Raw genomic sequence first — 22,982 nt, 5'->3', positions numbered from 1 at the left:
GGGAACTGCCGCCGCCGGCCGGGCCAGAAGCTCAGCGGACCGGGTCAGCCCGTCGAACGGCCCAGGTCGAGCAGGCGCTGGCGGCTGAGCGCGCCCACCGGGCGGCCGTCGTCGGTCACGACGAGCCGGTCCCGTCCCGACGTGAGCAGCACCGCCAGCGCGTCGTACGCCGTGCCGTCCAGCGCCACGGTGGGCAGATCCGCGGGCGCGTCACCGGGCACCGGCTCCAGGGACTCCCGGTCGAGCGGGGTGACCACCAGCCGGCGGATGCCCCGGTCCGCCCCGACGAACTCGCGGACGAACGGGGTCGCCGGGGCGCCGAGCAGAGCGGCCGGCGTGTCGTACTGCTCAAGATGCCCGCCCTGGGAGAGCACGGCGATCCGGTCACCGAGCCGGACGGCCTCGTCGAGGTCGTGGGTTACCAGCACGATCGTCTTGCGGACCTCGGCCTGGAGGCGGAGGAACTCCTCCTGCAGACGGGCCCGGACGATCGGGTCCACGGCCGAGAACGGCTCGTCCATCAGCAGTACCACCGGGTCGGCGGCGAGCGCGCGGGCCACGCCGACCCGCTGTCGCTGCCCACCCGACAGCTCGTGCGGGTAGCGGCGGCCGAACTGGGCCGGGTCCAGGCCGACCAGGTCGAGCAGCTCGTCGACGCGGGCCCGGGTGCGATCCCGGGACCAGCGGAGCAGGCTCGGGACGGTTGCCACGTTCGCCCGGACCGTCTGGTGTGGAAAGAGGCCGACGTTCTGGATCACGTAGCCGATCCGGCGGCGTAGTCGCACCGGGTCGACGTCTGTGACGTCCTCGTCGCCGAGCATGATCCGCCCGGCCGTCGGCTCGATCAGACGGTTGATCATGCGGAGCACTGTCGACTTGCCGCAGCCGGACGGACCGATCAGCACCACCAACTCGCCGGCCTTGACGTCCAGGCTCAGCTCCCGTACGGCCTCGGTGCCATTCGGGTAGCGCTTCTGGATGCCCTGCAGGGAGATCGACGCCGCGCGAGGGGATTCAGCCACGCCGGCAGCCTCCGGGGTAACGTCCACGTATGTCCTTCCGCCTGAGCTACCGGGCCGACCCGGGTAACCCCTGGTTCTCCTGGCAGTACGTGCGGGACAACTCTGACACGATCCTCGCCGCCGTGCGCGAACACGCCTCCCTCACGGGGCGCGCGGTGCTGATCGCGGTGGTGATCGCCCTGCCGTTGTCCGTGCTCGCGTACTGGGTCCGCCCGCTGGCCGGCCCGATCCTCGGCGTCACGGGTGTGATCTACACCATCCCGTCACTGGCGCTGTTCGCGTTCATCGCGCCGTACCTGGGCACCGGCGCCACCACAGTGCTGGTCGGGTTGGTCCTCTACGCGCTGCTGCTGATCGTCCGCAACGTGGTGGCCGGGCTCAACCAGGTGCCGCCGGAGGTCGGCGAGGCCGCCGAGGGCATGGGCTACGGCCGGTGGCGGCGGCTGTTCCGGATCGACCTGCCGCTGGCCATCCCCGGCATCCTGACCGGGCTGCGACTGGCCACCGTGTCGACTGTCGCGCTGGTCACCGTCGGGGTGCTGGTCGGGCACGGCGGCCTCGGCCAACTGATCTTCGCGGGCTTCCAGAACAACCTCTACAAGGCCGAGATCATGACCGGTACGGTGCTCTGCGTGGCGCTCGCGGTGCTGCTGGACCTGCTCCTGGTCCTCGTCGGCCGGCTGGTCACCCCCTGGTCCGCCCGGGGCGCCCGGTGAGCGCCGCGGCCAATCCCGTGCACCAGGCGGTGCTCTGGCTCAACGACCCACTCAACTGGAGCAACCCGGGCGGCATCCTGGACCGGCTCGGCGAGCACCTGACGATCTCCGCCCTGGCGGTGGCGCTGGGCTGCCTGGTGGCCTGGCCGGTCGGGTTGTGGCTCGGGCACGCCGGCCGGGGCGGTGGCCTGGTGGTGCTGGTGTCCAACGCCACCCTGGCCATCCCCACCCTGGCGCTGCTGACCATCCTGCCGCTGACGTTCCTCGGCTTCGGGCGTACGCCGGTGGTGGTGGCGCTCGCCGTCTTCGCCGTCCCACCGCTGCTGGCGAACGCCTACACAGGCGTACGTCAGGCCGACCCGGAGGCGCGCGACGCGGCCCGCGGGATGGGCCTGTCCGGTGGGCAGTTGCTGCGTCGGGTGGAGTTGCCGCTCGCGGTGCCGTATCTGGCGGCCGGCTTCCGGACCGCCGCCGTGCAGGTCATCGCCACGACCGCGCTGGCCTCGTTCGTCAACGGTGGTGGCCTCGGCGAGATCATCCGTACCGGGTTCGGTCTGAGCATCGCCGCCGGTGGCGGGCAGATCGTGGCCGGTGGTGTGCTGGTGGCCGGGCTGGCGCTGCTGGCCGAGCTGCTTCTCGGGATCGTCGAACGCCTCGTCACCCCCCGTCCCCTGCGACGCGGGCGACAGCGGGCGGACCGTGCCCGGCCCGCCGACGCCACCGGCCGCGCCTGACGCGCCGTCGACAGGTGGTCCGTCCGGGTGAGTGGCCGCCGAAGCGGCGACCAGCGACGGGCCGGTCGGTGACGATGCGGTGACGAAGCCCATCTCAGGTTGTCGGTCGCTCGCGGACCATGTTGGGTGGAAGTTGCGGGCGGCCGACAGTCAGGATCGCCCGTCGGACACGCGGCCGGCCCGGGACGGGCCGCGCCGGGACACGGAAGGCGGGCGGCATACATGCGCGCACGTACACGTCTGGCGATGGGCGCCGTCGGCGCCGTCGCCGGGGCAGCACTCCTCACCGGGTGCGGTGATGCCGGCTCGTCCGGCACCGACGCCCCCCAGACGAGCGCCTCCGGCGCCGGGTGTGCCCCGGTCGCCGGTCAGCAGCTCATCGCCCTGACGGACGACAAGAAGCTCCAGAACTCCGACAACGTCATCCCGGCGGTCAACAGCAAGGCGGCCAACCCGCAGTTGATCGCCGCACTGGACAAGGTCTCCGCGGCGCTCGACACCCCGAAGCTGGTCCAGCTCAACAAGGCCGTCGACGCCGACCGCAAGACCCCCAAGGTGGCCGCCGAGGAGTTCGCCAGCGCCAACAACGTCACCGCGGGCATCGCCAAGGGCCCGGGTGGCGAGATCGTGGTGGGCGCCGGCAACTTCAGCGAGAGCCAGACGCTTGGCGAGCTGTACCGGATCGCGCTCACCGCCGCCGGTTACCAGGTCAAGGTGCAGCAGATCGGCAACCGCGAGCTGTACGAGCCGGCGCTGGAGAAGGGCGAGATCCAGGTCGTCCCGGAGTACGCGTCGACAATGGCCGAGTTCCTCAACACCAAGGCCAACGGCAAGAACGCCCAGCCGGTGTCCTCGCCCGACATCAACACGACGGTGACCAAGCTCAAGGCAGAGGGCGACAAGGTGGGCATCACCTTCGGCAGCCCGGCCGCCGCGCAGGACCAGAACGCGTTCGCGGTCACCAAGGAGTTCGCCGACAAGTACGGCGTGCGGACCCTCTCCGAGTTCGCCGCGAAGTGCTCCGGCAGCGCGACGGTGCTGGGCGGCCCGCCGGAGTGCCAGCAGCGTCCGTTCTGCAAGCCGGGCCTGGAGAAGACGTACGGGCTCTCGGTGGGTTCGTTCTCCTCGCTGGACCAGGGTGGGCCGCTGACCAAGAACGGCCTTCGTGAGGGCAAGATCAGCGTGGGTCTGGTCTTCTCCTCGGACGGTGCCTTCGCCACCAGCTGAGCCGCCTTCGGGTGTGTCGTGGATGCCCCCTCCCCCTCGTGGGGAGGGGGCGTCCGCGCGTCCAGGGACCCGTTCCCTCTCGTAGGGATCGTCGGTAGGCTGCACACCCATGCCAGCCCCGGTCACCCCCGACGCCCGGCGTCAACCGCTGCTACTGACAGTGCTCTTCTGGGGTGGCGTGGCCCTGGCCCCGGTGGCGGCGCTGATCCTCCTGGTCGCTGACGGTAACGGTCCGCTTCGCTTCGCGGCGGTGCTCGCCATCGTGGCGGTGGTCCTCATCGGCCTCTCCATCGCGTTGCGCCCCGACGGTGACGACGCTCGGGCCGACGAGCTGGCCGACGAGATCGAGGAACTGCGCCAGGAGTTGCGCGCCGAGATCGTGGCCGCCGCGCAGCGCGGCAACCAGGCACTCGACCAGGCGCAGCGAGCCCAGGAGGGGATCACCGCGGTCCGTCGACGCCTCGACGCCACCGGCGCGGCCCTCGCCGGGGCCGCCCCGCCGGCCGAGCCGGCGGGTGCCGGCCGTGTGCGGGTGCCGGCCGCCGAGCCGGTGAACGAGACTCCGGCCTCCCGCAGCCGGGTCCCGGCCGCAGGCGACGCTCCGGCCGCCCGGGTCCGGATGCCGGGTCCGGACGAGGTTGCCGGGCGGGCTCGTGGCCTGGGTCCGGACGAGGTTGCCGGACGGGTTCGTGGCCTGGGTCCGGACGAGGTCGCCGGACGGGCTCGTGGCCTGGGTCCGGACGAGGTCGCCGGACGGGCTCGTGGCCTGGGTCCGGACGAGGTTGCCGGGCGGGTTCGGGGCCTGGGTCCGGACGAGGTCGCCGGACGGTGGGGCCGCGACGAGCGTGCCGACGACGAACCGGCGTACCGCCACCGCGCCGCCGCCGACGCGCCTCCCGAGCCAACCGCCGGCGGCATGTACGGCGCCGCTCCCCGGCCCCGTCAGCACGACCGTCCGCGAGACAACGACCGCCCGCGAGACAACGACCGCCCGCGTGAGAACGATCGCCAGGAGCCGGCGCACCGGCCGGTCGGCGTGGTCCGGCACACCGAGACCGTGCACGTCACCACCCGGCACACAGTCGTGGACGGGGGGCCGGCCGAGCCGGGCGGACACTACGGCGGTGGGTACGCCGGCCAGTGGACCCCGCCCGCCCAGGAATGGACCCGGGGTGGCGGCACGGAGGGACGTGCCCGAGCGGCGGACCGCTCGTGGGGCGACCCCGCAAACCCGCGGTCCCCGTACGTCGACGACCGGGGCCGCCCCGACGACGACCGGGCTCGGCCCGCCGACGACCGGTCCTGGGGCGCGCAGCCGGCTGCCCGAGGTGAGGCCGCCCAGAGGGGTGGACGGGACGGTTCGGACCGGAACAGGCCCGCCGAGCAGCCGGGCTGGACGCCTCCCCGCGACGAGCCGGAGTGGACCGGTCAGCGCGACGCGTACGCCCGGGCCGACGAGCCCGCCCGGCGCGGCCGACCGCAGCGCGACGACCGTGGCTGGTCGGAGCGGGCCGAGCCAGACCACGCCGGGGCGCCGCAACCCGGTCCGGCTCTGCGGGCGGACGACACCGGCGAGTACTGGTCGCAGCTACGGGCCGGCGACCGGTGGGCGGCCGTCCGGGACGACGAGAACGGCCGCGAGCTGCACGTCGGGGAGCGCCGGGCCGAGGTGCACGCCGACGCAACGGGCACCGAGTACCGGATGGCGGACCGCTGGGCGTCCGTCCGCCACGAGGACCCACGTCGGCACGAGGACCCACGTCGGCACGAGGACCCACGTCGGCACGAGGACCCACGTCGGCACGAGGACCCACGCCGGCCGGAGGACCGCGAGTCCTATCACCGGTCCGAGCCGGACGGACGGCCGGCGTTGCCGGTCGGCGGAGTGCCCGTGCCGGACCAGTGGCGCCCGCCGCGTCAGCGCGGCCACGAGCCGGAGCCCGCCCCCGAGCGGGCCGGCCGCCGCCGTGTCGAGGAACGGTACGGCTACCCGCCGCAGGACGACGCGCCGCGTGCCGGCGGCGCCCCGGTCACCGACCGCTGGCGCTGACCCGCACAACTGCCCCGGTCACTTGTCGATGTCGCCGACCACGAAGAACATCGAGCCGAGGATGGCGATCAGGTCCGGTACGAGGCAGCCGGGGAGCAGGGTGGCCAGGGCCTGCACGTTGGCGTACGAGGCCGTGCGCAGCTTCAACCGCCAGGGCGTCTTCTCGCCCCGCGACACCAGGTAGTAACCGTTGATGCCCAGCGGGTTCTCCGTCCAGGCGTACGTGTGCCCCTCCGGCGCCTTGAGCACCTTCGGCAGGCGGGTGTTGATCGGCCCGGTCAGCCGGTCCACCCGGTCCAGGCACTGCTCGGCGAGATCCAGCGAGACGTACACCTGGTCGAGCAGCACCTCGAAGCGGGCGTGGCAGTCCCCGGCGGTCTTCGTGACCACCGGCACGTCCAGCTCGTCGTACGCCAGGTAGGGGTCGTCGCGGCGGAGGTCCAGGTCGAGCCCGGAGGCCCGGGCCACCGGGCCGGACGCGCCGAACGCGGCGGCGTCGGCCGGGGACAGCACGCCCACGCCCACCGTGCGGGCCAGGAAGATCTCGTTGCGCCGGATCAGGTGGTCCAGGTCGGGTAGCCGCCGGCGTACCTCGCCGATCGCCGCCCGGGCCCGCCCGGTCCAGCCGTACGGCACCTCCTCCTTCAGCCCGCCCACCCGGTTGAACATGTAGTGGATCCGGCCACCGGAGACCTCCTCCATCACCGCCTGGATGGTTTCCCGTTCCCGGAAGGCGTAGAAGACCGGCGTGATCGCGCCGATCTCCAGCGGGTAGGAGCCGAGGAACATCAGGTGGTTGAGCACCCGGTTCAGCTCGGCGAGGGCCATCCGCAGCCAGGTGGCCCGCTCCGGCACCTCCATGCCCATCAGGCGTTCGACGGCGAGCACCACACCCAGCTCGTTCGAGAACGCCGACAGCCAGTCGTGCCTGTTGGCCAGCACGATGATCTGCCGGTAGTCGCGTACCTCGAAGAGCTTCTCCGCGCCCCGGTGCATGTAGCCGACGATCGGTTCGCAGGCGATGACCCGCTCGCCGTCGAGCACCAGCTTCAGGCGCAGCACGCCGTGCGTCGAGGGGTGCTGCGGGCCGATGTTCAGCACCATGTCGGTGCCGAGCTGCTGATCGCCGGTGCCGGCGACCAGACCGGCCCCGGTGCCGACGGTCAGTTCACGAAGGGCGCCGGCGTCGGTGGTCATGCCCGTCATCGTGCCACGGCCGGCGGGAACGGGATGCCGACCGGTTGGCGCAGCCACAGGTGTCCGCCGAGTCCGGCCGGGTCCGTCAGCTCGGCCACCGCCGACGCGGCGGCCAGCGCCCGCACGTAGCCGGCCGGGTCAACCCCGGCCAGGCTCAGCGGCGGTCGCCGTCCGTCGGCCCCGAGCGTCCGCAGCGCCTCGGCCTGCGAGATCAGGGAGTACGCACACCTGGCGACCGCCGCGCCGGCGGAGGCGACCGAGTCCATTGCGACGTGCGCTGTCACATCATTCGACCCGTCCGGCACCGGAGGCACCTGCCGTCCACCCCGATACCCGGTCAACGTCCCGTCCACCGGCCTGCTGTCCCGCAGGTGCCCGTAGTCGACTGCCACCGCGAGCCCTCGCTCGATCTTCCGCACCGCGTTGGCCCAGGCTTCGTCCCTGGTCCGTCCGATCTCGGCCCGTCTGTGGTTGCCGTGGGAGGTTTCCGGCTGGCCGCTGTGGGGGGTTTCGGGGCAGCCCGGCCGGCTCCGGGCGGTCAGGCTTGATCCCTGCGCCGGCCGGGCTGCCCCGAAACCCGACTCGCTTCCGCTTGTCGTGGCCGTCTCGGTCAACCCCGAGGTCGAGTCGTAGTCGCCGATGAGAGGGCTCGTGGTGCCCGAGTTCGGGTCACCGTCGGCGGTGGCAGGGCTCGTGGTGCTGGGCCACCAGGTGGTCAGCCAGTCGAGGTCGGCAGCGTCGACCGGCTCACCAACAGACTCGACGCCGCTCTCCATGTCGACCAACAGGTATCGCCAGCCGTCCTCGGTCTGCACCGCCACGTCCAGCGGGACGTTGTCCAGCCACTCGGTGGCCAGCAGCACCCCGTTGATCTCACCGGGAATCTCGGACGTCCAGGTGATCTCTTCGGGCAGGTTCGCGGGGCGGGGCGCGTACTCCACTGCTGTGAAGCGCACACGGTCCGCGAGGGACGGTCGGGCCGTGCCGGACGACGGCTCCTCGCCCAACGGACGGACGGAGGCCGTGGGAGTCGGGGTTTCCGGGGAGCCCGCCCGCGCAGGGATCAAGCCTGACCGCCCGGAGCGGGTGGGCTCCCCGGAAACCCCAGCCGCAAGCCCGACGAGAGCCCGCAGCAGCTCCCCCCGCCCCGCCCCCACGTCGACGACATCGAGGCGGGCAGGGTGGCCGAGGGCTGCGTCGACCTGCGTGAGGAGCCGTAGCAGCGCCGTGGCGAAGGCCGGGGAGGCGTGCACGCTGGTCCGGAAGTGGTCGGCCGGCCCGGCGCCGGTGACGAAGAAGCCGCCCGGCCCGTAAAGCGCGTGACCCATCGCGTCCCGCCACCGGATCGACATCAGTTCACTCCGCGTTGGTGCGTCACCGTGCCGACCCTACGGTCCGTGCTGCCGTTCGTGGGTCATGCCTGGAAGTAGTGCCCTTCGTTCAGGTCGGCGATCAGGTTGGGGTGGGCGGGGGTCCAGCCCAGCAGCTCGCGCGTGACGGCGGACGACGTCGGGTTGTCCAGTTGCGCGAACGTCCCGAGGAATCCGAAGTACCCGTTCGCCTCGTCGGGGCTGATGCTGCGTACCGGGATGTCGAGGTTGCGGCCGATGGTCTCGGCGATCTGCCGGAAGGGAACTCCTTCGTCGGCGGCGCCGTGCAGGCGCGTACCGGCCGGGGCCTTTTCGAGGGCCAGTCGGTAGAGCTCGGCCGCGTCGAGCGTGTGCACGGCCGGCCACCGGTTCGTCCCCTCGCCGACGTACGCGGCGTACCCGTGCTGCCGGGCGCTCGCGATGATGGTGGGGATGAAGCCGAAGCGGTCCAGCGAGCTGTGCACCGTGGGCGCGAGCCGGATGACGGAGGAGCGCACGCCGCGGGAGGCGAGCTCGGCCACGAAGTTCTCCGCGTCGATCCGGTAGCCGCCGCCGGGGAAGGTGTCGCCTTCGGTGCCGGGGCGGCCGACGATACCGCCCAGCACGAGCATTGCCGTCCCGCCCGTGCCGACCAGGGGCTTCCCGGAGTCGGCCAGGGCGTCGGCGAGTGCCGTGAGAGCCGCCAGGTCGGCCTGGGCGGCGCCGGCCAGGTCGCCGTTGACCATGAGGTCGTGGCGGAACGCCAGGTGGACCACCCCGTCGGAGGCGGCCGCCTCCTCCCGAAGGACGTCGAGGTCGGACAGGTCGCCGCGGCGTACCTCGGCACCGAGCTTCTCGATCGCGGCGGCGGACGTGTCGGAGCGGGCCAGACCGACGACGTCGTGTCCGGCGGAGAGCAGGTTCGGCACGACCGCGGAGCCGAGGTGGCCGGAGGCGCCGGTGACGAATACGCGCATTGCGGTTCCTTTGTGAGATGGGCATGTCGCCTTGTGACATCACCGTACCTCGCCATGTCGCGTTGTGACATGGCTCGGCCGGAAAGAATGTCGCAACGTGACATCGGATACCATCGCCGCATGGCCCGCTGGCAACCGGACGCGCGCGGCCGCCTTGCGGCGGCCGCCTTCGAGCTGTTCCGCGAGCGCGGCTTCGAACAGACCACCGTCACCGACATCGCGGCCCGTGCGGGCCTCGACAAGCGCACCTTCTACCGGCTCTTCGGCGACAAGCGCGAGGCGCTCTTCAGTGGCGGCGAGCAGCTGGAGGAGGTGCTGGTCGAGGCGGTGACCGAGACGGCCGCCGGGCCGTTCGAGGCGGTCGTCGCCGCCTTCCGCCGGGTGGCGGACGAGATCTTCACCGACCGCCTCGAGCTGGTCCGGATGCGTCAGTCGATCATTGCCAGCAGCGCCGAGTTGCAGGAGCGTGAGCTGCGCAAGATGAGCTCGTTGACGGCTGCGGTCGCCGCCGCCCTGCGTGCCAAGGGCCTCAGCGAGACGACCGCCGCCCTGGCGACCGAGTCCGGCGTCACGGTCTTCCGGGTCGCGTACGCCCGCTGGATCGCACCCGACAGCGATGCCTCGCTCGCCGACCTGATCACCGACGTGGCCACCGAACTACGCGCGATCACCTCGGCCCCGAACTGAGCCTTTCCGCGGTGGTGAACGTTTTCACACCTCCTGTTTCGGCCCCGTGACGCGGGCGCATACTTGCGATCGACCGGTACCCCTTCTCGAGGACTGGATCGTCGTCATGAGCGCACCGCTGCGCCCGCGCCCGGCCGCCCAGTGTGGGCCTGCCGCACCGCGGGACCACGCCGTCACCGGCGCCTCTCCTTCCCGTCTGCTCACCGTCGGCGTCGTCGGCGCTGGTCGGGTCGGTGCCGTCCTGGGCGCCGCGCTCACCGCCGCCGGGCATCGGGTGGTGGCCGTCGCGGGCGACTCCGGGGCCAGCCGCGCCCGTCTCGCCCTGCTGCTGCCCGAGGTGCCGCGCAGCACAGCCGCCTCCGTCGCACGCGTCGCCACCGACCTGCTGCTGATCGCGGTGCCGGACGACGCGCTGGCCGGAGTTGTCGCCGACCTCGCCGGGCAGGGAGCCCTGCACCCGGGTCAGGTCGTCGCGCACACCTCCGGCGCGCACGGTCTCGCCGTGCTGACGCCGGCCGCCGCGGTCGGCGCCCGGCCGCTGGCCCTGCACCCCGCCATGACCTTCACCGGTACGCCTGACGACCTGCCCCGGCTGGCCGGCATCTCGTACGGGGTGACCGCCCCGGCGGACCTGCGCCCGCTGGCCGCCCGGCTGGTCACCGACCTCGGTGGCGTGCCGGAGTGGGTGGCCGAGGCGGACCGCCCGCTCTACCACGCCGCGCTCGCGCACGGCGCGAACCACCTGGTGACCCTGGTGAACGAGGCAACCGACCGGCTGCGGGACGCCGGGGTGGCCCGTCCGGAGAAGGTGCTCGCCCCGCTGCTGCGGGCCGCCCTGGAGAACGCGCTGCGCCTCGGCGACGACGCGCTGACCGGTCCGGTGTCCCGGGGCGACGCGGGCACTGTCGAGCGACACCTGGCCCGGCTGGCCGCCACCGCGCCGGAGTCGGTCCCCGCGTACCTGGCGCTGGCCCGGCGTACCGCCGACCGGGCGATCGCCGCGGGCCGGCTGCGCCCGGTGGACGCGCAGTCGCTGCTCGGTGTGCTCGCCGAGACGAGCCGGGAGGTGGCGGCATGACGCAGGTGGTGCACACGCGCGCCGAGCTGGCCGAGGCCCGTGCGGCGCTGAAGGGCACCGTCGGCGTGGTGATGACCATGGGCGCGCTGCACTCCGGGCACGAGACGCTGCTGCGCGCGGCCCGGGCGCAGGCCGACCACGTGCTGGTGACGATCTTCGTGAACCCGCTGCAGTTCGGGCCGAACGAGGACTTCGACAGGTATCCGCGCACCCTCGACGCCGACCTGGAGGTGTGTCGGCGAGCCGGCGCCGACCTCGTCTTCGCGCCGTCGGTCGCCGACATGTACCCCGACGGCCAGCCCCGGGTACGCCTCGACCCGGGTCCGCTCGGCGGGGAGCTGGAGGGCGCGAGCCGCCCCGGCTTCTTCCACGGCGTGCTCACAGTCGTCCTGAAGTTGCTTCAACTCACCCGTCCTGACCTGGCGTTCTTTGGTGAGAAGGACTACCAGCAGCTCACCCTGGTGCGGCGGATGGCCCGCGACCTGGACGTCCCGGTCGAGGTGATCGGGGTGCCGACCGTCCGGGAGCCGGACGGGTTGGCGCTGTCCAGCCGCAACCGCTATCTCAGCGAGCCCGAGCGGGCGGCGGCGCTGAGCCTGTCCGCCGCGCTGCGGGCCGGGGCACGGGCCGCCGACGGCGGCCTGGACGCGGGGGATGTGCTGTCCGCCGCGCACGCCGCGTTCGGCGCCGGTACGCCCGGCGCTCAGCTCGACTACCTGGTGCTCACCGACCCTGAGCTGGAGCCGGGGCCGGTGTCCGGGCCGGCCCGGCTGGTGATCGCCGCCTGGGTCGGCACCACCCGGTTGATCGACAACGCGGCGATCGACCTCGCGCCTCGTCCCTGACCCGGCCCCACCACCATTCTTTTTCGAAAGGCCAGCCTGATGCTGCGGACCATGCTCAAGTCGAAGATCCACCGAGCCACGGTGACCCAGGCCGACCTGCACTACGTCGGTTCGGTGACTGTGGACGAGGACCTGCTCGACGCCGCCGACCTGATCCCCGGCGAGCAGGTCGCGATCGTGGACATCACCAACGGCGCCCGACTGGAGACGTACGTCATCCCGGGCGAGCGGGGCAGCGGCGTGATCGGCATCAACGGCGCCGCCGCGCACCTCGTGCACCCCGGTGACCTGGTCATCCTCATCTCGTACGGGCAGATGGACGACGCCGAGGCCCGGTCGTACCGGCCACGGGTGGTGCACGTGGACACCGACAACCGGGTCGTCGAGCTGGGGGCGAACCCGGCGGTGGCGGCCCCGGGCACGGCCGGCGATCCGATGCCCAACCCGTTCGCCGTGTCCGGAGTCTGATCCCGCGCGAAGCGATTCCGGTCTGTCACCGGAAGGTCATGTGCGGTTACCCTGGGCACGCTGGCGGAAGCCGGTAGGTGGCTGGGGGAGGCCGCGATGCGCCGTGCCAGAACGACCCTGTTCGCCACTGCCGTCACGGCAGTGTTGCTGACTGGCTGCGCCGGGTCCGGTGGCCTGGACGGTGACCTGACCGACGACTGGGCGGCGCTGCCACCGGCCACGGCGTTCACGCCGGCCGCCGGGGTGTGTCAGGCCGCCGACTTCGCCGAGGTGGTCACGCTGGCCGCGTACCAACCGGTGGACTGCGCCGGCCCGCACCGGGTGGAGACCGTGCACGTGGGGGCGTTTCCGGCCGAGCGGGCCGCCGCCCCGGCCAACGGCTCGGTGGAGCTGCGCGGCGCGTTCCTCGAGTGCGACACCCGGGCCTCCGCGTACGTGGGCGACGACTGGCGGGCCGGGCGACTGCGGCTGTCGGTGGCGCTGCCCTCGGGGCCGGGCTGGGCGGCCGGTTCCCGCTGGTACCGGTGCGACCTGACCGAGCTGACCACTGTCGAGGCGGCGGCCAGGGTGGTGGTCCGGTCGGGCAGCCTGCGGGGCGCGCTGAAGGGGACTTCCGGGCTGCGGTTGGGCTGTCAGCAGACCCGTGCCGGGGCGGGGCGGGGCGTGCAGACGCTGGTCCCGGTGGAGTGCGGCGGTCGGCACGACGCCGAGTTCGTCGGCGTGTGGCGTGCGCCGGATCGGCCGTACCCGGCAAGGGACGCCGACTGGGCCCCGCTCTACACCGGCTGCCGCAGCGTCCTCGGCCGTTACGTGGGTGTGCCGGACGACGACGATCTGCTATTCCGCAGCGGAGTGGTGGTGCGGCCGCCCGGTGCGGGGCGTTGGCGCGTCGGTGACCGGGGGGTCCGCTGCTACCTGTGGCTGAGCGACCGTACGGTGACCGCGTCGTTGAAGGGCGCGGGCCCGGCCGGCCTGCCGGTACGGACGAAATGAGCGCGACCGTCCGGTCGACGTGGCGCGGTCCGCGCCGGACGGCGTAGCCCAAACCACTCGTCCCGCCCCCGCCGCCCCCAGCGAGGATCGTTCGGGTTGACTGGTGGGATGGACCAACCGACCGTGGAACTGCCGGCCCTGCCCAGACTGCTGGCCGCGCCCGAGCCCGGCTGGGTGGAGACCACCGACGTGATCGTGGTGGGGTCCGGAGTGGCGGGGTTGACCGCGGCGCTGCACCTGCGTGAGGCGGGCCTGCACGTCACCGTCGTCACCAAGGTCAACATTGACGACGGCTCGACCCGGTGGGCGCAGGGCGGCATCGCCGCGGTGCTCGACCCGGCGGACACGCCGGCGGCGCACGCCCGGGACACCGAGATCGCCGGGGTGGGACTCTGCGACCCGGCGGCGGTCCGGGTGCTCGTCGAGGAGGGGCCGACCCGGCTGCGGGAGCTGATGCGGATCGGTGCCGAGTTCGACCGCCACCCCGACGGTTCGTTGATGCTGACCCGGGAGGGTGGGCACCGCGCGGACCGGATCGTGCACGCGGGCGGGGACGCGACAGGCGCCGAGGTGCAGCGGGCCCTGCACGCCGCCGTGCAGCGCGACCCGTGGATCCGGCTGGTCGAGCACGCCCTGGTGCTGGACCTGCTGCGGGCACCCGGTGACGGCCCGGACGGGCTCGGACCGGCCTGCGGGATCACCCTGCACGTGCTCGGTGAGGGCAGCGAGGACGGCGTCGGCGCGTTGCTGGCCCGGGCGGTGGTGCTGGCCACCGGCGGGATGGGTCAGATCTTCGCGGCCACCACCAACCCGGCGGTCTCCACCGGCGACGGGGTGGCGCTGGCGATGCGGGCCGGCGCGGCGGTGACCGACGTGGAGTTCGTCCAGTTCCACCCGACCGCCCTGATCACCCCGCCCGGCGCGGGGGTGCCCGGCGCCGGCCACGCGCAGCAGCCCCTGGTCTCCGAGGCGCTGCGCGGCGAGGGCGCGTACCTGGTGGACTCCGACGGCAAGCGGTTCATGGTGGGCCAGCACGAGCTGGCCGAGCTGGCCCCCCGGGACGTGGTGGCCAAGGGCATCCACCGGGTGCTGCTGGCCACCGGCGGGGACCACGTCTTCCTCGACGCGCGGCACCTCGGCGGGGACTTCCTGGCCGGACGGTTCCCCACCATCGTGGCGTCCTGCCTGGCGATCGGCGTGGACCCGGCGACCGACCTGATCCCGGTGGCACCGGCCGCGCACTACGCCTCCGGCGGCGTCCGCACCGACCTGCGCGGCCGCACGTCGATCCCCGGCCTGTACGCGTGCGGCGAAGTGGCCTGCACGGGTGTGCACGGCGCGAACCGGCTGGCCAGCAACTCGCTGCTGGAGGGTCTGGTCTTCTCCCGACGGATCGCCGAGGACATCGCGGCCGGCCTGCCCGAGCAGGTTCAGCCGGCGGACACCGGCGCCTGGCGTGGCGGTGCGGGCTGGGTGCTGCCCGCCGAGGTGACGCCGACCCTGCAACGGGCGATGACCCGGGGGGCCGGCGTGCTCCGGTCCGCGGCGACGCTGGCGGAGACGGCCGGGACGCTCACCGAGCTGGGCGCCGTCCGGGGCCGACCGCGGACCGCCGACTGGGAGGCGACAAACCTGCTCACGGTGGCGTCGACGCTTGTCGGCGCCGCGTACGCGCGGGGGGAGACCCGCGGCTGCCACTGGCGGGAGGACTTCCCGACGGCCGACGAACGGTGGCTGGGCCACCTGGTCGGGTCGATCGGGGCGCAGGGCCGGGTGACGCAACAGTGGGAGGGGACATCGTCATGACGGGGTCGACGGAGACGGCGTTGCGGGCGGCCGGGTTGGATCCGGCGCACGTACGGCAGGTGATCGAGGGCGCGCTGGTCGAGGATCTCGGGCCGGACTTCCTCGACGTCACAAGTGTGGCCACCATTCCGGCGGAGCAGACCGACACCGCCGACCTGGTGGCCCGCGCCGACGGGGTGCTGGCCGGGCTGGCCGTGGCCGCCGCGGTGTTCGAGCTGGTGGGCGAGGTGACCGGCTTCGGTCGTACCGTCGAGGTGTCGCAGCTGGCCCGCGACGGTGAGCGGGTGGCCCGCGGGGACGTGCTGGCGACGGTGACCGGCCCGACCCGGCTGCTGCTGACCGCCGAGCGGACGGCGCTCAACCTGCTCTGCCGGATGTCCGGAGTGGCCACCCACACGCGCGCCTGGGCGGACGCCCTGGCCGGCACGAAGGCGATGGTGCTGGACACCCGCAAGACGACGCCGGGCCTGCGGGCGCTGGAGAAGTACGCGGTGCGGGCCGGCGGGGGCACCAACAAGCGGATGGGCCTCTACGACGTGGCCATGATCAAGGACAACCACAAGCTGGCGGCCGGAGGCATCACGGCTGCCTACCGGCGGGTCCGGGAGGCGTTCCCGGAGGTGCCGGTGCAGGTCGAGGTGACCACTGTCGCCGAGGCGGTGGAGGCGGTCGAGGCCGGGGCGGACTTCCTGCTCTGCGACAACATGACCCCGGAGGTGCTGGCCGAGGCGGTGGCCGCCGTGAGCGACCGGGCGGAGCTGGAGGCGACCGGCGGGCTGACCCTGGAGGTGGCGGGCCGGTACGCGGCCACCGGCGTGGACTTCCTCTCGGTGGGCGCGTTGACCCACTCGTCGCCGATCCTGGACATCGCGCTGGACCTGCGCAGCGAGTAGTTGTCTAGGCTGCGTGCGTGCTGCTCTGCATCGACATCGGAAACACCAACACCGTGCTGGCGACCTTCGACGGCGACAAGCTGGTGCACAACTGGCGGATCAAGACCGATGCCCGTTCGACGGCGGACGAGCTGGGTCTGATGTTCCGGGGTCTGCTCGCGGGGGACAACGTCGAGATCACCGGCGTGGCCGCCTGCTCCACCGTGCCGGCCGCGTTGCGGTCGCTGCGGACGATGCTCGGCCGGTACTACGCCGACCTGCCGAGCGTGATCGTCGAGCCGGGCGTGCGGACCGGGGTGCAGTTGGCGATCGACAACCCGAAGGAGGTGGGCGCCGACCGGGTGGTGAACACGCTTGCCGCGTACACCCTCTACGGCGGGCCGTCGATCGTTGTCGACTTCGGCACCACCACCAACTTCGACGTGATCAGCGGCCGGGGTGAGTTCCTCGGTGGCGCGTTCGCCCCGGGCATCGAGATCTCGTTCGACGCGCTGGCCGCCCGCGCGGCCCAGCTGCGCAAGGTCGAGGCGACCAAGCCCCGCTCGGTGATCGGCAAGAACACCGTGGAGTGCCTCCAGGCCGGCCTGTACTTCGGTTTCGCCGGGCAGGTGGACCGGATCGTCGAGCGGATGACCGAGGAGCTGGGCGAGGTGAAGGCGGTGATCGCCACCGGTGGCCTCGCCTCCCTGGTGATCAACGAGTGCCGCAGCATCACCCACCACGAGCCGATGATCACGCTGATCGGCCTGCGGATGGTCTACGAACGCAACCTCTGACCCGGCGGGTTCAGTGTCGGCGGGAGCGCAGCACCAACGTCCGGTACGGCAGCTCGACGGTCTCCCGGCCGGCCAGGGCGGGGTGCGTGGCCAGCAGTTCGGTCAGTTCCTCCTCGACCCGCCGCCGATCCGCGTCGGAGGCGGTGAGCCAGTAGGAACGGGTGCGGATCATGCCGTGGATCTCGTCCGGGGTGAGGGTCGTGCGGTGCGGGAACTCGCGCGTCTCAATGGCGCCGAACGAGGGGCCGAAGTCGGCGTACTTCACGATGACGGTGTTTCCCGACTTGTCGTCGAGGTGGGCGATCCGGCCCAGTTCCGCCACCCAGTCGACGTTGTCGTCCCGGATGTTCCAGATGGGGGCGAACGTGCCGCCGGGACGCAGCACCCGGGCGATCTCGGCGTGCGCCGGCTCCCGGTCGAACCAGTGGTACGCCGTGCCGACCAGCACCGCGTCCGCCGCCGCGTCGGGCAGCGGCACGGCCTCGGCGCTGCCCGCCAGCGCCGTCGTGCCCGGGGTGCTGTGGGCGAGTTGCGCCCGCATCCCCGGGTCGGGCTCGACGGGTACGACCTGGTGGCCCAGGGCCTGGACGTCACGGGTCAGGATGCCGGTGCCCGCGCCGAGGTCGACGATCCGGGCGTCGTGCAGCCCGTCGAGTGCCCAACGAATGGCGGCCTCGGGATAGCGGGGGCGGAACCGGTCGTAATCGCTCGCTGCGGCACCGAAGGACAGGGCATGAGTGTGATCGACCATGACGGGCAGGTTATCCGGTAACAGCCCCCCGAACGCTTGAGTACGCTCGGGCCTGACCCCCTGTATCTCCCGTGACGAGGAAGCGTGCCGTGAGCGAGCAGAACGCCGTGCCAGTGGACCCCGCCGATGACCTTCCCGAGCAGATGAAGGTCCGCCGGGAGAAGCGGGACCGGATGCTCGCCGAGGGCGTCGAGCCCTACCCGGTGGGCTTCCCCCGCACCACCACCCTGGCCGAGATCCGGACCCGCTACGCGGATCTGCCCACCGACACCGCCACCGGCGACGAGGTCTCGGTCACCGGCCGGGTGATCTTCGTACGCAACACCGGCAAGCTCTGCTTCGCGACCCTTCGGGACGGTGACGGCACCGAGTTGCAGGCCATGCTCTCCCTGGACCGGGTCGGTCCGGAGCGCCTGGAGGCCTGGAAGCGCCTGGTCGACCTGGGCGACCACGTCGGCGTGACCGGTGAGGTGATCACCAGCCGCCGGGGCGAGCTGTCCGTGCTCGCGCAGCGGTGGGAGATGACCGCCAAGGCCCTGCGGCCGCTGCCGGTCGCCCACAAGCCGCTCTCCGAGGAGGCTCGGGTCCGGCAGCGCTACGTCGACCTGATCGTGCGGCCGCAGGCCCGGCAGATGGTCCGCACCCGGGCGACGGCGGTGCGTAGCCTGCGCGACTCACTGCACGGCCAGGGCTTCATCGAGGTGGAAACTCCGATGCTGCAACTCCTGCACGGCGGCGCGGCGGCCCGACCCTTCGTGACCCACAGCAATGCGTTGAGCACCGATCTGTATCTGCGAATCGCTCCGGAACTGTTTCTGAAGCGCGCGGTCGTCGGCGGCGTGGACCGCGTCTTCGAGATCAACCGCAACTTCCGTAATGAGGGTGTCGACTCCTCGCACTCGCCCGAGTTCGCGATGCTGGAGACGTACCAGGCGTACGGCGACTACGACACGATCGGCGAGCTGACCCGTAATCTCGTGCAACAGGCGGCGATCGCGGTCAGCGGTTCGACGGTGGTGACCCACGCCGACGGGCGGGAGTTCGACCTGGGCGGCGAGTGGCGATCGGTGACCCTGTTCGGCGTCCTTTCCGAGGCGCTCGGCGAGGAGGTCACCGTCCGCACCGAACGTTCCCGGCTGGTGGAGTACGCGGACAAGGTGGGATTGGCCGTGGACCCGAAGTGGGGCCCTGGCAAGCTCGCCGAGGAACTGTTCGAGGAACTGGTCGTCCCCGGCCTGCAGGCACCCACCTTCGTGCGGGACTACCCGGAGGAGACCAGCCCGCTCACCCGGGGGCACCGCAGCGAGCCGGGGCTGGCCGAGAAGTGGGACCTCTACGTGCTCGGTTTCGAGCTGGGCACCGGGTACTCCGAGCTGGTCGACCCCGTGGTGCAGCGGGAACGGCTGGTGGCCCAGGCGCAGCTCGCGGCCCGTGGCGACGACGAGGCGATGCGTCTCGACGAGGACTTTCTTCGGGCCATGGAGTACGGAATGCCTCCGGCCGGGGGTATGGGAATGGGAATCGACCGGCTCTTGATGGCCCTGACCGGCCTCGGAATTCGGGAAACGATCCTCTTCCCGTTGGTCCGCCCGGAGTAGTCGTCCGCCAACTCCCCGCGAGTCGTAACGGCATCCTATTGACGGGGCGAGCAGCACGGGGGTTATTGTGCTCTCGTTAGCAGGAGCGCCCTGCTCGAAAGGAATGTGGGACGTGGCCAAGCAGATCATTCACAAGCTGGTCGATGACCTGGACGGTGGGGACGCTGACGAGACCGTCAAGTTCGCGCTCGACGGCGTTCAGTACGAGATCGACCTGTCCGGTGCCAACGCCGCGAAATTGCGTGACGTATTTGCCCCGTACATCGGTGCCGGCACCAAGGTGGGTCGCGGTGGCGTGGTGATCGGTGGGCGGGCTGCCCGCGGTCGCGGTGGCGCCACCGCCGACCGGGAGCAGAACAAGGCGATCCGGGAGTGGGCCAAGAAGTCCGGCAAGGACATCTCGGACCGGGGTCGTATCCCGCAGGAGATCGTCGACGAGTACCACGCCAAGCGCTGACCCCGTTCAGCTGACCGGTGGCAGCCGCCACCGCAGGGCGACACCGACGCCGGCCCGGACCTCCTCCGGGCCGGCGTCGCCGTATCCGCGTCCGGACGGGCTCGATTCCCGGGCCGGTTCAGGCGGGGTTCGCGGGCCGGGGATGTTTTCTGGCCCGGCCGGCGTTGTCCACAGGCAGTGGAGTAACTATCCACAACCTGTGGACAACTTCCCGAAAGGGTCGAGGCGCGGCTTCCCGCACGGGTCGGGGGCGCCGATCGGCCCTCCCGGAGGCGTCGGAGGCCCTTCCCGGCCCCCGTGGAGCCGGCAGAGGGCTTCCGTCGAGTCGGTCGGATTTCGCTCTGCGCGTAGCGCCAGGGGTACCGGAACACCTCCTGAGCGCGGACGGTTGTGCAAAACGACGTGGAACTGACCCAGACCGGAGAGACACGACCTCAGCTGAGTCGGTAAGCGACGATAGAGTAAGGAGGCACGGACGCCCGTCCTGGACGTTCGTGCACCGGCCCCGCCAAGATCTTGACCATCAAGGCGCACGGCACGTGAGGAGCACGAGGGCATGTTCGAGCGGTTCACCGACCGAGCGCGACGGGTTGTCGTCCTGGCCCAAGAAGAGGCCCGGATGCTCAACCACAACTACATCGGTACGGAACACATCCTGCTGGGCCTGATCCACGAAGGTGAAGGCGTCGCGGCAAAGGCCCTGGAGAGCCTCGGCATCTCCCTGGAGGGCGTCCGCCAGCAGGTCGAGGAGATCATCGGCCAGGGCCAGCAGGCGCCGAGCGGGCACATCCCGTTCACGCCGCGGGCCAAGAAGGTGCTGGAGCTGTCGCTGCGCGAGGCGCTGCAGCTCGGCCACAACTACATCGGCACGGAGCACATCCTGCTCGGGCTGATCCGTGAGGGCGAGGGCGTCGCCGCCCAGGTGCTGGTCAAGCTCGGCGCCGACCTCAACCGGGTCCGCCAGCAGGTGATCCAGCTGCTCTCCGGCTACCAGGGCAAGGAGCCCGCCGCCGCGGGCGCCGCGCCGGGTGAGGCCGCGCCGTCGACCAGCCTCGTGCTGGACCAGTTCGGCCGCAACCTGACCCAGGCCGCCCGCGAGGGCAAGCTCGACCCGGTCATCGGGCGCGAGAAGGAAATCGAGCGGGTCATGCAGGTGCTCTCCCGCCGTACCAAGAACAACCCGGTCCTGATCGGTGAGCCCGGTGTCGGTAAGACCGCCGTGGTGGAGGGGCTTTCCCAGAAGATCATCAAGGGCGAGGTGCCCGAGACTCTCAAGGACAAGCAGCTCTACACGCTCGACCTCGGTGCGCTGGTCGCCGGTTCCCGCTACCGCGGTGACTTCGAGGAGCGCCTCAAGAAGGTTCTCAAGGAGATCCGCACCCGCGGCGACATCATCCTGTTCATCGACGAGATCCACACCCTGGTGGGTGCGGGTGCCGCCGAGGGCGCGATCGACGCGGCGAGCATCCTCAAGCCGATGCTGGCCCGTGGTGAGCTGCAGACCATCGGCGCCACCACCTTGGATGAATACCGCAAGCACCTGGAGAAGGACGCCGCTCTCGAGCGCCGGTTCCAGCCGATCCAGGTGGGTGAGCCGTCGCTGGCGCACACCATCGAGATCCTCAAGGGGCTGCGCGACCGGTACGAGGCTCACCACCGCGTGAGCATCACGGACGCGGCCCTGGTGGCTGCCGCGACTCTGGCCGACCGGTACATCTCCGACCGCTTCCTGCCGGACAAGGCGATCGACCTGATCGACGAGGCCGGCGCCCGGATGCGGATCCGTCGGATGACCGCGCCGCCAGACCTGCGTGACTTCGACGAGCGCATCGCCCAGGTGCGTCGCGACAAGGAGTCCGCGATCGACGCGCAGGACTTCGAGCGCGCCGCCCAGCTGCGCGACAAGGAGAAGCAGCTCCTCGGCCAGAAGGCTCAGCGGGAGAAGGAGTGGAAGGCCGGTGACCTGGACGTCGTCAGCGAGGTCGACGACGAGCAGATCGCCGAGGTGCTCGGCAACTGGACGGGCATCCCGGTCTACAAGCTGACCGAGGAGGAGACCTCGCGCCTGCTGCGCATGGAGGACGAGCTGCACAAGCGCGTCATCGGCCAGGAGGACGCGGTCAAGGCGGTCTCGAAGGCGATCCGGCGTACCCGGGCCGGCCTGAAGGACCCGAAGCGCCCGTCGGGCTCGTTCATCTTCGCCGGCCCGTCCGGCGTCGGTAAGACCGAGCTGTCCAAGGCGCTCGCCGAGTTCCTCTTCGGCAGCGAGGACGCCCTCATCCAGCTGGACATGTCCGAGTTCCACGACCGGTACACGGTGTCCCGCCTCGTGGGTGCCCCTCCCGGCTACGTCGGCTACGACGAGGGCGGGCAGCTGACCGAGAAGGTGCGGCGTCGGCCGTTCTCGGTGGTCCTCTTCGACGAGATCGAGAAGGCCCACCCGGACGTGTTCAACACGCTCCTGCAGATCCTGGAGGACGGTCGGCTCACCGACGGTCAGGGCCGGATCGTGGACTTCAAGAACACGGTCATCATCCTGACCACCAACCTGGGCACCCGTGACGTGGCCAAGGCCGTGTCGCTGGGCTTCCAGCAGTCGGAGGACTCCGAGTCCAACTACGACCGGATGAAGCAGAAGGTCAACGACGAGCTCAAGCAGCACTTCCGGCCTGAGTTCCTCAACCGGATCGACGACACCATCGTCTTCCACCAGCTGCGCCAGAACGAGATCCTCTCGATCGTGGACATCATGATCCGGCGGATCGAGACGCAGCTGCACAACAAGGACATGGGTCTCGAGCTGACCGACAACGCGAAGAAGTACCTGTCCAAGAAGGGCTTCGACCCGGTTCTCGGTGCCCGTCCGCTTCGTCGCACGATCCAGCGCGACATCGAGGACAACCTCTCCGAGCGGATCCTCTTCAACGAGCTGACCCCTGGTCAGATCGTCGTGGTGGACTGCGAGGGCGACCCGGAGGACATCGACAAGTCCAAGCTCGTCTTCCGGGGCGCGGACAAGCCGGTCGAGGTTCCGGACGCCGTGCCCGCCGACCTCGGTGGCACCGCCGCCGGCAGCGCGGCAGCGGCCACGGACGAGGTGGCATAACCAGCAGCAAGGGGGCGGGGCCCCGGTGGCGCAAGCCACCGGGGCCCCGCCTTTTTGTGCTACCCCCACAGGTCACAGACATCCGCCGTGCCTGTTTGCGCCCGCCGCCACACAAGATCTGCGCAACATCAGGGAAAGTGCTGCCTCACGGCGTCCGGAGGCAGCACTTTCCCTGATGTTGTGGGCCGAGCACGATCGTGCGGCGAGGCGGCAGGGCGCTGCCCGCGCGGCGGGCGGGGGCAAGGCAAGGCA

General features: G+C 71.7%; 20 protein-coding genes. 15 read left to right on the top strand and 5 right to left on the bottom strand.

Annotation, left to right across the window (positions count from 1 at the left end):
* Window positions 1-44 precede the first annotated feature (44 nt).
* The gene (locus tag AB0K10_RS23090) at window positions 45-1,049 is read right to left on the bottom strand and encodes an ABC transporter ATP-binding protein (protein WP_363686583.1); all 1,005 of its coding nucleotides are present in this window, start codon (window positions 1,047-1,049) and stop codon (window positions 45-47) included.
* Between the two features lie 2 nt (window positions 1,050-1,051).
* Between AB0K10_RS23090 and AB0K10_RS23085 the strand changes: the two genes are divergently transcribed.
* From AB0K10_RS23085 to AB0K10_RS23070, 4 genes are all read left to right on the top strand, one after another.
* Window positions 1,052-1,738, top strand: coding sequence for an ABC transporter permease (locus AB0K10_RS23085; protein ID WP_363686581.1), 687 nt, complete (start codon window positions 1,052-1,054; stop codon window positions 1,736-1,738).
* The gene (locus AB0K10_RS23080; protein WP_363686579.1) at window positions 1,735-2,472 is read left to right on the top strand and encodes an ABC transporter permease; all 738 of its coding nucleotides are present in this window, start codon (window positions 1,735-1,737) and stop codon (window positions 2,470-2,472) included. Before AB0K10_RS23085 ends, AB0K10_RS23080 begins: the two co-directional genes overlap by 4 nt.
* A gap of 222 nt (window positions 2,473-2,694) precedes the next feature.
* Window positions 2,695-3,699: a glycine betaine ABC transporter substrate-binding protein gene (locus AB0K10_RS23075; RefSeq protein WP_363686577.1), complete on the top strand. Its 1,005-nt coding sequence runs from the start codon at window positions 2,695-2,697 to the stop codon at window positions 3,697-3,699.
* A gap of 109 nt (window positions 3,700-3,808) precedes the next feature.
* On the top strand, window positions 3,809-5,749 hold the full coding sequence (locus AB0K10_RS23070; protein ID WP_363686575.1) for a hypothetical protein: 1,941 nt from the start codon (window positions 3,809-3,811) through the stop codon (window positions 5,747-5,749).
* 18 nt (window positions 5,750-5,767) lie between these two features.
* Here AB0K10_RS23070 and AB0K10_RS23065 read toward each other — a convergent pair whose 3' ends face one another.
* From AB0K10_RS23065 to AB0K10_RS23055, 3 genes are all read right to left on the bottom strand, one after another.
* The gene (locus tag AB0K10_RS23065; RefSeq protein ID WP_363686573.1) at window positions 5,768-6,955 is read right to left on the bottom strand and encodes an NADH-quinone oxidoreductase subunit D; all 1,188 of its coding nucleotides are present in this window, start codon (window positions 6,953-6,955) and stop codon (window positions 5,768-5,770) included.
* A complete protein-coding gene (locus AB0K10_RS23060; protein ID WP_363686572.1) occupies window positions 6,952-8,298 on the bottom strand; it encodes an SAM-dependent methyltransferase in 1,347 nt (448 codons plus the stop codon). Before AB0K10_RS23060 ends, AB0K10_RS23065 begins: the two co-directional genes overlap by 4 nt.
* Before the next feature lie 62 nt (window positions 8,299-8,360).
* Window positions 8,361-9,272, bottom strand: coding sequence for an SDR family oxidoreductase (locus AB0K10_RS23055; protein ID WP_363686570.1), 912 nt, complete (start codon window positions 9,270-9,272; stop codon window positions 8,361-8,363).
* Window positions 9,273-9,392: 120 nt separating this feature from the next.
* Between AB0K10_RS23055 and AB0K10_RS23050 the strand changes: the two genes are divergently transcribed.
* The 8 genes from AB0K10_RS23050 to AB0K10_RS23015 all read left to right on the top strand — a co-directional run bounded on the left by AB0K10_RS23050 (window position 9,393) and on the right by AB0K10_RS23015 (window position 16,818).
* On the top strand, window positions 9,393-9,959 hold the full coding sequence (locus AB0K10_RS23050; protein WP_363686568.1) for a TetR family transcriptional regulator: 567 nt from the start codon (window positions 9,393-9,395) through the stop codon (window positions 9,957-9,959).
* A 106-nt stretch (window positions 9,960-10,065) separates the two neighbouring features.
* Window positions 10,066-11,037 carry a Rossmann-like and DUF2520 domain-containing protein gene (locus AB0K10_RS23045; RefSeq protein ID WP_363686566.1) on the top strand — a complete coding sequence of 324 codons (972 nt, stop codon included), beginning with the start codon at window positions 10,066-10,068 and terminating at the stop codon, window positions 11,035-11,037.
* Window positions 11,034-11,882: a pantoate--beta-alanine ligase gene (panC, locus tag AB0K10_RS23040; protein ID WP_363686564.1), complete on the top strand. Its 849-nt coding sequence runs from the start codon at window positions 11,034-11,036 to the stop codon at window positions 11,880-11,882. Before AB0K10_RS23045 ends, panC begins: the two co-directional genes overlap by 4 nt.
* Window positions 11,883-11,921: 39 nt before the next feature.
* The gene (gene panD / locus AB0K10_RS23035; protein WP_363686562.1) at window positions 11,922-12,350 is read left to right on the top strand and encodes an aspartate 1-decarboxylase; all 429 of its coding nucleotides are present in this window, start codon (window positions 11,922-11,924) and stop codon (window positions 12,348-12,350) included.
* A 96-nt stretch (window positions 12,351-12,446) separates the two neighbouring features.
* Window positions 12,447-13,343, top strand: coding sequence for a septum formation family protein (locus AB0K10_RS23030; protein WP_363686560.1), 897 nt, complete (start codon window positions 12,447-12,449; stop codon window positions 13,341-13,343).
* 108 nt (window positions 13,344-13,451) lie between these two features.
* The gene (locus tag AB0K10_RS23025; RefSeq protein ID WP_363686558.1) at window positions 13,452-15,149 is read left to right on the top strand and encodes an L-aspartate oxidase; all 1,698 of its coding nucleotides are present in this window, start codon (window positions 13,452-13,454) and stop codon (window positions 15,147-15,149) included.
* A complete protein-coding gene (gene nadC, locus AB0K10_RS23020; RefSeq protein WP_363686556.1) occupies window positions 15,146-16,042 on the top strand; it encodes a carboxylating nicotinate-nucleotide diphosphorylase in 897 nt (298 codons plus the stop codon). The genes AB0K10_RS23025 and nadC overlap by 4 nt, the downstream gene beginning before the upstream one ends.
* A gap of 17 nt (window positions 16,043-16,059) precedes the next feature.
* Complete coding sequence (locus tag AB0K10_RS23015) at window positions 16,060-16,818, top strand: type III pantothenate kinase (protein WP_363686554.1); 759 nt, start codon at window positions 16,060-16,062, stop codon at window positions 16,816-16,818.
* Window positions 16,819-16,828: 10 nt separating this feature from the next.
* Here the strand turns inward: AB0K10_RS23015 and AB0K10_RS23010 are convergent, their stop codons facing one another.
* Window positions 16,829-17,569 (bottom strand): class I SAM-dependent methyltransferase, encoded by a 741-nt coding sequence (locus tag AB0K10_RS23010; RefSeq protein WP_363686552.1) that lies wholly within the window; start codon window positions 17,567-17,569, stop codon window positions 16,829-16,831.
* Window positions 17,570-17,658: 89 nt separating this feature from the next.
* Here AB0K10_RS23010 and lysS point away from each other — a divergent pair, with 89 nt between their 5' ends.
* The 3 genes from lysS to AB0K10_RS22995 all read left to right on the top strand — a co-directional run bounded on the left by lysS (window position 17,659) and on the right by AB0K10_RS22995 (window position 22,730).
* Window positions 17,659-19,167, top strand: a complete 1,509-nt coding sequence (lysS, locus tag AB0K10_RS23005) for a lysine--tRNA ligase (RefSeq protein ID WP_363686550.1) — start codon at window positions 17,659-17,661, stop codon at window positions 19,165-19,167.
* Between the two features lie 112 nt (window positions 19,168-19,279).
* Entirely contained in the window at window positions 19,280-19,624 is a 345-nt protein-coding gene (locus AB0K10_RS23000) for an Lsr2 family protein (protein ID WP_357498213.1), read from the top strand.
* A gap of 556 nt (window positions 19,625-20,180) precedes the next feature.
* A complete protein-coding gene (locus AB0K10_RS22995) occupies window positions 20,181-22,730 on the top strand; it encodes an ATP-dependent Clp protease ATP-binding subunit (protein WP_363686548.1) in 2,550 nt (849 codons plus the stop codon).
* Window positions 22,731-22,982: the final 252 nt, after the last annotated feature.

This window comes from Micromonospora sp. NPDC049274 (assembly GCF_040678875.1).
Classification (GTDB): Bacteria; Actinomycetota; Actinomycetes; order Mycobacteriales; family Micromonosporaceae; genus Micromonospora.
The sequence above is the reverse complement of the archived record's forward strand: the minus strand, read 5'-3'. Positions and strand labels throughout refer to the sequence as shown.

What these genes read in the sequence shown, in the direction of transcription:
- AB0K10_RS23085 (WP_363686581.1), top strand. Translation starts at nt 1,052, where the DNA reads ATGTCCTTCCGCCTGAGCTACCGGGCCGACCCGGGTAACCCCTGGTTC.
- AB0K10_RS23075 (WP_363686577.1), top strand. Translation starts at nt 2,695, where the DNA reads ATGCGCGCACGTACACGTCTGGCGATGGGCGCCGTCGGCGCCGTCGCC.
- AB0K10_RS23070 (WP_363686575.1), top strand. Translation starts at nt 3,809, where the DNA reads ATGCCAGCCCCGGTCACCCCCGACGCCCGGCGTCAACCGCTGCTACTG.
- AB0K10_RS23065 (WP_363686573.1), bottom strand. Translation starts at nt 6,955, where the DNA reads ATGACGGGCATGACCACCGACGCCGGCGCCCTTCGTGAACTGACCGTC.
- AB0K10_RS23060 (WP_363686572.1), bottom strand. Translation starts at nt 8,298, where the DNA reads ATGTCGATCCGGTGGCGGGACGCGATGGGTCACGCGCTTTACGGGCCG.
- AB0K10_RS23055 (WP_363686570.1), bottom strand. Translation starts at nt 9,272, where the DNA reads ATGCGCGTATTCGTCACCGGCGCCTCCGGCCACCTCGGCTCCGCGGTC.
- AB0K10_RS23050 (WP_363686568.1), top strand. Translation starts at nt 9,393, where the DNA reads ATGGCCCGCTGGCAACCGGACGCGCGCGGCCGCCTTGCGGCGGCCGCC.
- AB0K10_RS23045 (WP_363686566.1), top strand. Translation starts at nt 10,066, where the DNA reads ATGAGCGCACCGCTGCGCCCGCGCCCGGCCGCCCAGTGTGGGCCTGCC.
- panC (WP_363686564.1), top strand. Translation starts at nt 11,034, where the DNA reads ATGACGCAGGTGGTGCACACGCGCGCCGAGCTGGCCGAGGCCCGTGCG.
- panD (WP_363686562.1), top strand. Translation starts at nt 11,922, where the DNA reads ATGCTGCGGACCATGCTCAAGTCGAAGATCCACCGAGCCACGGTGACC.
- AB0K10_RS23030 (WP_363686560.1), top strand. Translation starts at nt 12,447, where the DNA reads ATGCGCCGTGCCAGAACGACCCTGTTCGCCACTGCCGTCACGGCAGTG.
- AB0K10_RS23025 (WP_363686558.1), top strand. Translation starts at nt 13,452, where the DNA reads ATGGACCAACCGACCGTGGAACTGCCGGCCCTGCCCAGACTGCTGGCC.
- nadC (WP_363686556.1), top strand. Translation starts at nt 15,146, where the DNA reads ATGACGGGGTCGACGGAGACGGCGTTGCGGGCGGCCGGGTTGGATCCG.
- AB0K10_RS23010 (WP_363686552.1), bottom strand. Translation starts at nt 17,569, where the DNA reads ATGGTCGATCACACTCATGCCCTGTCCTTCGGTGCCGCAGCGAGCGAT.
- AB0K10_RS22995 (WP_363686548.1), top strand. Translation starts at nt 20,181, where the DNA reads ATGTTCGAGCGGTTCACCGACCGAGCGCGACGGGTTGTCGTCCTGGCC.